This window comes from candidate division KSB1 bacterium (genome assembly GCA_022562085.1).
Classification (GTDB): domain Bacteria; phylum Zhuqueibacterota; class Zhuqueibacteria; order Oceanimicrobiales; family Oceanimicrobiaceae; genus Oceanimicrobium.
The window spans coordinates 1-8,562 of sequence record JADFPY010000187.1 but is presented as its reverse complement, the minus strand read 5'-3'; the positions used below and the strand labels follow the sequence as shown (position 1 = coordinate 8,562).

Genomic DNA, 8,562 nt, shown 5'->3' with positions numbered 1-8,562 from the left:
CATGTTTGGGAAGAGGCAATTCACCAAGCAAACTTCTTATCATAGAAGGCGATTCACCCGTGGTAACCGGTCGTTCCGGCAAAGTTGCAAGAAAATCCGCAACTTGATCCACCAATTCATGACCTAATTCTCGAAACACATCCGCTTCTATTTCAAGCGGAGCAAACCTGTCTGGGTAAGTTTCTTCTTTACTGCCATCCATTTCATAACTCTCCAAATCTCAATTTGAAACTAGACTGCCTTATTCATATCAGATGTTATCTGTTTGTAGTACAGCCTTTAGGCTGCCAATGAGCACGCTAAAGCGTGGACTACAAACTATCTTATCTCTATTTTTAGAACAACTTAGCATTGTTGTTTTGTGCCTAAAATAGAGGTTCATGAATAATGCAGGCTAGCTTGTTTTTTTAATAAACTCCAACGTTACTTGAGCCAATTCAACACCCTTGTCTTCCTGCAGGAAATGGCCAGCCCCCTTGATTGTGACATGCTCTTGTCCTTTAGCGCCCGGTACTTCCTTCTGAAACACCCGATCGAGGCCTCGCATGATTGGGTCTCCGTCGCTGAAAGCAGTTAGAAACGGTTTTTCCCAGGTTTTTAAAACTTCCCAGGCGGCACGGTTGGCTGGCGCTGCCGGATCATTTGGTTTCATTGGCACCAGCTTGGGAAAGGCGCGGGCGCCTGCTTTGTAGGATTTATCGGGAAAGGGAGCGTCATAGGCCGCTCTGATTTCGGGCGTTAGTTTCTTGACGCAGCCGGCATCGACGATTCTGCCAATGGGAAACCAGGGAGAATAAAGTGCAAATGTTTTCCAGATTTTGAAAACGAGATTGGGAGAGCTGTCGCCGGTTGGCAAAGCGCCATTGCCAACAACAATTCGGGCAAAGCGCTCTGAATTTTCTGCGGCGAGCCGCAAACCAATTAAAGAACCCCAATCCTGGCAGACAAGTGTGATATTCTGCAGGTCAAGTTTTTCTAACCAGGCCGTCATCCAATCCACATGCCGCTGGTAGGTATAATCTGAAATTTTAGCGGGTTTGTCGGAACGGCCGAATCCCACTAAGTCAGGAGCCACGGTCCGGTATCCTGATTCTTTAAACACAGGAATCATGTGACGATACAGGTATGACCAGGAAGGCTCGCCATGCAACATCAAAACAGGCGGTGCGTCCGGCGGACCTTCATCCACATAATGAATGCGCAGGCCGTCTATCTCAACATAGTTTGGCGAGAAACTGTAGTCCGGTAAATTCCCGAAACGTTCGTCCGGGGTACGCAGAATTTTCATGTAATCTATCCTTCTTTATCAATCAAAATCCGCTTGAAGTTCCTTTGGAAGAGATTACCGGTTCGACCTTCTTGTCTGTTGATTGCCTTTGTGTAGCCGTTAAAGAAATTAGAAAAGGCTTGGGCGATACGGCAACGAGTGTTAGAAGGGCCTAAACCTTGCAGGTCTTGAAGACCTGCAAGGTTTTCTTTCGCTCGAGCTAAAAAATGGAAATGGTTAGGCAATAAACAAAATCCGTAAACTTCTAAAAAGTCGCACATATATTCATCAAACTTAACTAAAAAATATCTGTAGTTCTCCTGTTTGAAGAAGATTGTCTGCTTGTTATTCCCTCTATTGAAGATATGGTAAAAATGCCCTTCTGCAAAGGGAGCGTGGTACTTATTTTGCATATCGGATCTTTTTCTGCCTTTTATGTGCTATTAAATAAACGGCTTCCAGACGCTTTCCGGAGAAGCCGGCGTCAGCAGACTAACTATAAATAACGCAGAGAGCGAAAACAGTACCGACGGGATAGCAATATAATCCGTATCCATCGGAAAGGGGATACCGAGAAAACTCCCTGTGCTGCCTTGACTCTCCATAATTTTATTGGTGATGGCAATCAGCAGTACGATTCCCATTCCCGAAGCAATCGAGGCGACGCCGCCCGCGGTGGTGACTCTTTTCCAAAAGAAAGCCGCCAGAAGCGCAGGGGCGAGTGAAGCGCCAATCATAGTATAGGAGATAAAGGCCATCTCAAGAATAGTGGTAAACTGGCTCATCAAAAGAAACGCAAGTGCACCGATAACGACGATGCAAACTCTTTGAATCACAACCATTTGGCTTGAAGTCGCATCTTTATAAATGAAGGTCTGGAAAATATCGCGGGCGACATTTGTAGAAGTCACCATCAAAAATGTATTTCCGGTAGAAATAATAATGGCCACGCCGCCGGCAAATAAAAGCGAACCAACAATGGCGGGCATTTTTTCATAGCCAACTCTTAGAATGACCTCTTCGGCCATAGCCCGGTTGATCGAACCATCGGCTAAGAAAAACCTTGGATCGTCCGAATAAATTGCGTAACCGACGACAGCTATCGCGCACATAATAAATTCGATCACAACCACACCGGCGAACATTCCCATAACCGCCTGTTTGGCTCCTTTCGCATCTTTGGCCGATGAAAATTTCTGGTACACGCTGCTTTCGCTGAGCAAAAGTAAAAACGTTGGCAAAATGATACCCACAACCCACAAGAAATCGTGTCCTTCAAACATGGACAAGTAGGCAGGATTTTTCGCTTCAATTGTACTAACAACAGCATCCCAACCGCCGTGGGATGAAATCGCAAAAGGTAAAGTCAGAATCATTGCAATGATCATGACGGTGCCATTAAAGATATCGATTGCAACAATCGACACCATTCCCGCCAGAACGGTGAGCCCGACGATGACAATACAGGAAATCAGCATACCCGTTTCCGGACTGATCGCGCCTTCAGTAAGGATGCTGATGAACCGGCCGCCGCCTTTGAACTGGTATCCCGCGATGATCATATACGCAATGATAATTGTAATCGTACCGAGGACTTTGGCAGTCCGGTTATAACGTTTTTCGAGTAAATCAGTGAGGGTGTATTGCGAGATTTTCCGAACTCTGGCCGCGACAAAATAGATAACCAAAATACCAATCCAGGCGCCCATTGAAAACCAGAGCTCTGAAAAACCGGCCCGGAAACTCAAACCAGCGGTGCCGAATAAACTGCCTGAGCCAATCCAGGTGCAAACCAGAGTCGCGACCAGCATGTAAACCGGCACAGCCCGGCCGGCAACCACGAAGTCATCCTGAGTTTTCACTTTACGGCTTTTGTAGACGCTGATTCCGACCAGAAAAGCGAGATAGACAGAAACCACAACGATATAAATCATAATTCCACCCTCCGTTTGGATGTTTTATTTTATGGCAGGAAAAACTAAACTCTGTGGTTGGATTTACTAATGATAGTAAAAAGGCGTGAGAATTTCAACTTAAATCTCGTTTAACAGAGAATGCATTTTTTACTAGCTGCTTTCATGTTTAAACGAAATCCTTCAGGGGGCACGACTCTGTAACTAACTCTCTAACTTCTTTCCCAATTCTCGAACCACGTCGATGAAAAGATCGATGTCCTTTTCGCGAATTCGCCAATTGGCAATGGCGGGCCGCAGAGCAACCTTATCTTCAAATCGGGTGGTTCCGGCATAGACCCGGCCGTCTTCGAGAATGGCCTCCCCTAATTGCTCGTTCAGTTGATTAAGCCGGGCTTCCGAAAGGTTGCCGGGATTATAGCGAAAGCAAACAATGTTTAGCTGAACCTCGGCAAGAAGTTCAAGGTCGGAAGCTGCATCGACTAACCGGGCCATTCGCTGTGCAAGCGCCAAATGATTTTCGACGATAGCCCGGTAACCTTGACGACCATAAGCCTGCAGCGTCGCCCAAACGGATAAAGAACGCGCACGCCGGGAACTCTCAGGTCCGATTGTGCCCATATTGGGATGTGGATCTTCCGGGTCAGGGAGATAGTCGGCCGTGTAAGCAAAGGTTCGTCCAAGCAGCGCCGGGTCGCTGACAAAAGCGAATCCGCAATCGTAGGGAACGTTCAGCCATTTGTGACCATCAACCGTCACCGAATGGGCGCGCTCCACTCCTGCTGCAAGGTGCTCACTTTTGGGACTCAGCCGTGCAAAAAGTCCGAAGGCTCCGTCAACGTGCAGCCAGGCGTTGTATTCCTCAGCCAGGTCTGCAAGCGGTTCGATGGCATCGAAATCGCCGGTGTTTACCTCGCCGGCATTGCCAATGAGAATCGCAGGCGAGCCCTTGAGTTCTTGGAGAGATTTTTCCAAAGCTTTCAGATCCAGCCGGCCCGCAGCATCTCGGCTAAAGGTCTTGACATTGCCACGGCCAATGCCCAGCATGCCGAGGCATTTGACTGCGCTGGCATGAATATAGCCGCTTGAAAAAACCGGAATTCCGGGCAAATTTGACAGACCTTCTTCTGAAACATCAACTCCTTGTTTTTCCCCACACCATTGCCGGGCGGCAGCCAGCCCAACGAAGTTTGCCAGGGTCGCTCCGGTCGTCATGACGCCGCCCCATTTATCCGGAAGCGAGAAAAGGTCTTTGAGCCAGGAAAGCGCCACCACCTCGAGCTGAACTGCGAGGGGAGAAGAAACCCAGGCGTATGCAACTTGATCTAAGACAGTCGTGAGCCAGTCGGCGCCGAGAGCGGCCGGAGTTGTGCCGCCGATTACGAAATGAAAAAAGCGGGGGCCTGCAGAATTGACTGAGGCGTCTTTTGCTCTGTCAATGAGAGTTAGCAAAGTCCGGGCAGCACCCTCGCCGGTTTCCGGTAACTTTGCCTCAAAAGATTTTGCGGCCTCTTCAACATTCTTAGATCGAACCGGCAGATCATCGAGTTGTCGAAAATAAGTGGCGGCATGTTCAACCATCAGCCGAAGGACCTCAGCAATCTCATCCCGATGGGGTGTTGAAGAATCAGTTAAGTTAGTACGGTTCATTCTGCCAACTTCATTGTGATTAGCTCTAATTTAGGGAAGGGTCGCGACCCTTCCCTACGGTCTTTGAAATCATTTCTTAGAAAACCAATTAGGCATATGGCATACCGTGCCTCTCTGAGATTATAAAAATATTAATAAAGTTTCTACCAATAAATGGGACATTACCAAATATAATTGGTTTATTTGTCGGTTTTAAAACCAATTTGGCGCTTGGGTTTTTCTTCTTCCTTCATTAGCTGGTAGATGGCCTTAAAGACAAGCTTAAATTTCTCGTCATACTTCTTTTCCATGGCCAGAATTTTTTCCATTAGTCCTTTGTGTGAGGCAAGCAGCTGACGCATCCGGACAAAAGCTCGCATGATTTGAACATTGACCTGAACAGCCCGCTCACTTTCTAAGTACGCTTGAGAGCATGGCAATTCCTTCTTGGTTGAAGACATACGGTAGATAACCTCCAAGACTCCGTTTGGAAGGTATCACATTTTGTGATACCAAAACATCAACCTCCTCTTGAGTAAGCTGAAACATGAAGTCATCAGGAAAGCGGTCCATGTTACGCCTAACTTGTTGTCTCAAGGCGATGGGTTTTACTTCGTAAAGAGTAGCCAGGTCTTTGTCGAGCATAACCTTGTGGCCGCGGATTAAGAGAATTGATTTTTCAATTCGTTCAACTGGAATTAAGGATTTTGAGGTTGGCATAATTGGGTTAATGGTACAAAAATTACGGAGATTTGTCAATGGAAAATTCGGTGTCGCAAAATGCGATTTCAAAGATGAGGGTGGTCGCAATTTGCGACTGGTTTATAGGATTCTGGTATCACAGATTGTGATACCAACTTGAGGTTCCAAGTTCCGAGACACAAGCTCGGAAATCTTTGTCTTAGGTATATCAGTGAATTCGGTAAACAGAGTCTGCCGAATTGGTAACAAGCAAAACTTCAATAATACTTGATCTCATCAATATAAAAAACCACAGGTAGAAGATTGTCCTTCCAATTTACTCTAAACGAAAAGGCTCCTCGGACTCCACAAAGACTATTTTTGTTTATCCGTAAATTTATTTTCGCCAGGTGTTCACCAATACCACTAGCAAAACAGTTTTTTAAAAAAAACTACTCCGAGCCAGCTTGTGTAAGCTCAAGCGCAGAGCGAACCTCGTTTCGTGCAGGCAGTTCACTGTCGGCGTTGCGCCATATCTCATTAAGTTCACTATAGGTTCTATGAGCGGTTTCACTGTCGCCTGCTCTACCGGCCGCACGAGCCAGACCTAATAGAGAAAAGGCTCGCCGAGGGGTGCGTTTTAGGGCCAGCTCAAACTGCTTCATCGCTTCCTCCGGACGATTTAACTCAAGGAGAACTTCCCCGAAAAGCTCATGCGACGGTTTCATGGGCCAGGGCGGTCCAAAATCCAACGGCATCTGATCTTCAACGTCAGTCGCCTGTTTAAGAAGATTGATCGTCGTTTCTTCATTGCCTTGCTTAAGCTGAATAAGCGCGGCCAGTTCCAGTCGCAGCACATCGGCACCGTCATCCTCTTTGCCTTTGAGTTTGTCTTTCACGCGAGCCAATGCTTGTTGAGCCTCCGATAATTTGCCATTTTCAAGAGCAGCCACACCTTTGACAAACCAGAAAGCCGAGCTGGTCTCAGTTCCCATTTCGGATTCTTTAATCCCCAGTCGATTCATTTCATGATCCCAACGCTGTGATTCAAATGCAAACGTGGTATTCATGCGGATGACCGTCTGCCGGGCTCTGCGTTTAATGTTAGTCGATGGGTAGTGCCCCTCGACCGTATCAAGGAGTTTACGTGCATCCGCGTACTGACCCTGTTGCAGATTACTGTAAAGCAGCCACGACAGGGCATGGAATCCGTGGCCGCTGAGTGGAATCTCCTTCCGTTCAGCGCGATTTTTTGCGGCATTATATGCATCTATATTTGATTCTGTCGCTTCATCCCACATCCCGAGAGCGAAGAAAATATGCGATGGCATATGCAGCGCATGAGAAGCGGAAGGAGCGAGTTTAGCGTAAACACGCGCCGGTCGCAACCCAAGAGGCGCGTGAATCGGATCATCATAAGAGTGAATAAGATAGTGTGCAGCTCCGGGGTGTTGAGGATTCTTTGCAAAAACTTCCTCCGCAACGGAAGCGGCTTTCATATAAATTGAGAAGTCACGGCCGTCATGGCTGGTTCCCAGCAGAGCAACCGCATGAAACGCCGCCGCATTGAGATCATCCGGATATTTGGCGGCGAGCTTTGCTATGGCCTCAGCATATTTAAAATCCCGGGCTTTCTTCTCGCCATCCCCGAAAAGGACATCAAGGGTGCGGAGATAATCTTTTTCGCGTTCCGTCGCTGCTTTCGCGAGACGAGCCTCAGGCGTTTTGCCAAGTTTTGCAAGGGCGGCACGTGCCGTCTCACGATTCTGTCGGAACCAAACCGGATGGTTGTGGGTCATGGCTTCTCCCCAATACGCCATGGCAAAATCCCCGTCGATGCGCTGTGCCTCCTGAAAAGACTCTCTGGCGTCTTCATACTGAAAACTGTGCAGCATGAGCAGACCTTGCAGAAACATCTCTTGCGCCTCAGGTTTTCCTGAATTTGGGAATGTGGTTTTTCCGTAGTCGGGTTGCTGAGTGAAGGCAAGAGTGCTCACTAAGATTGCTGTAAGAAAAGTGGTTTTGTAAATGGCATTGTTTTTTTTCATGATTAAGCCTTATATTTTGATTTTTTTTGAACTTGAATTTGGATGATATACCAAACTCAGTTGCAAATTCATTTGGTTTTGGACACACTTTTTTCCTTAATCCACTCACTTAATTCTCCCCTTGTCAACTTTCCACTTGCTAAATTTAAAAACAATTCTTCTTGTTCGTCAATTGAGGCAATAATTTCATATCCATTTAAGAAAAGGAACACTTCCATTGCCGCATGAGCAACCCTTTTGTTACCGTCAACAAATGGATGATTCATCGCCAAGGAAAATGTCAAGGCGGCTGTTTTTTCGGTTACTGTTGGATATAATTCCTTTTTGTCAAACGTCATCGTTGGTTGAGCAAGCGCCGACTCAAGTGCTCCAAAATCCCTGATCCCAAGAGAACCTCCTGATTGAGCGATAATTTGCCGATGCATTTCGAGGATTTGAAAAAGGGATATGATTTTCATCAAGCAAGACGCTTATATAATTCAGCGTTTTTCCTGAGCACATATTTCATGGCATCAGTAAATTCTGAATCTAGGTTTGCAAGTTTCTCTTGTAAGCTAACAAGCATAAGGTCTTCCGGTTTGATGCCAATTTTCTTTGAGGCATCTTTTAGCTGAGCGGCAACCTCTTCCGGCAATGAAATAGTAAGGTGTTCCATAATCAAAACCTATTTATAGTGAGTTGTCTAAATATTAATCCAAGATAATAAAATTCAAATGTTATTGCAAGATTTACCTCTGCTGTGATATATGATAAACTTGATGGTGATTTTACTTGGCCACTCTCACTGCAACTCTTCCAGCTTCTTTTGAAACTCCAGAGACTCTTTTTCATAAGTTGACGTGATTTCTTCCAGCTGTCCGTAAAGGTCGTCAATCTGTGGGCGCAAGATACCATTTTTCTTTGGCAGCTCGGCGATTGCCTCGACATTGCCTTCGTTTGAGGCTTTCACCAGAAGCTCGGTATTTTCGCGGAATTCAGACTCCAGCCGTTCGATGGCGCTTTCAATCTCACTAATCTTCTCAGC

At 46.4% G+C, this 8,562-nt stretch carries 9 protein-coding genes and 1 pseudogene; all 10 read right to left on the bottom strand.

The features are described 5' to 3' along the window. The coding region (locus tag IH879_14665; protein MCH7676175.1) for an aspartate aminotransferase family protein at positions 1 to 202 on the bottom strand (202 nt) is incomplete at its 3' end. A gap of 192 nt (positions 203 to 394) precedes the next feature. Continuing rightward, a complete protein-coding gene (locus IH879_14660) occupies positions 395 to 1,288 on the bottom strand; it encodes a haloalkane dehalogenase (GenBank protein ID MCH7676174.1) in 894 nt (297 codons plus the stop codon). A gap of 5 nt (positions 1,289 to 1,293) precedes the next feature. Then, entirely contained in the window at positions 1,294 to 1,680 is a 387-nt protein-coding gene (locus tag IH879_14655; protein ID MCH7676173.1) for a transposase, read from the bottom strand. Between the two features lie 30 nt (positions 1,681 to 1,710). After that, complete coding sequence (locus tag IH879_14650; protein ID MCH7676172.1) at positions 1,711 to 3,201, bottom strand: sodium:solute symporter family protein; 1,491 nt, start codon at positions 3,199 to 3,201, stop codon at positions 1,711 to 1,713. A gap of 183 nt (positions 3,202 to 3,384) precedes the next feature. Then, on the bottom strand, positions 3,385 to 4,830 hold the full coding sequence (locus IH879_14645) for an aspartate aminotransferase family protein (GenBank protein MCH7676171.1): 1,446 nt from the start codon (positions 4,828 to 4,830) through the stop codon (positions 3,385 to 3,387). 179 nt (positions 4,831 to 5,009) lie between these two features. Continuing rightward, positions 5,010 to 5,529: pseudogene (locus IH879_14640) on the bottom strand (ORF6N domain-containing protein). Positions 5,530 to 5,942: 413 nt separating this feature from the next. Then, a complete protein-coding gene (locus IH879_14635; GenBank protein MCH7676170.1) occupies positions 5,943 to 7,538 on the bottom strand; it encodes a tetratricopeptide repeat protein in 1,596 nt (531 codons plus the stop codon). A gap of 68 nt (positions 7,539 to 7,606) precedes the next feature. Then, on the bottom strand, positions 7,607 to 7,996 hold the full coding sequence (locus IH879_14630) for a type II toxin-antitoxin system death-on-curing family toxin (GenBank protein ID MCH7676169.1): 390 nt from the start codon (positions 7,994 to 7,996) through the stop codon (positions 7,607 to 7,609). After that, positions 7,996 to 8,193: a DNA-binding protein gene (locus IH879_14625; protein MCH7676168.1), complete on the bottom strand. Its 198-nt coding sequence runs from the start codon at positions 8,191 to 8,193 to the stop codon at positions 7,996 to 7,998. The genes IH879_14630 and IH879_14625 overlap by 1 nt, the downstream gene beginning before the upstream one ends. A 126-nt stretch (positions 8,194 to 8,319) precedes the next feature. Next, positions 8,320 to 8,562: hypothetical protein (locus IH879_14620; protein MCH7676167.1), on the bottom strand; the 243-nt coding region annotated here is incomplete at its 5' end.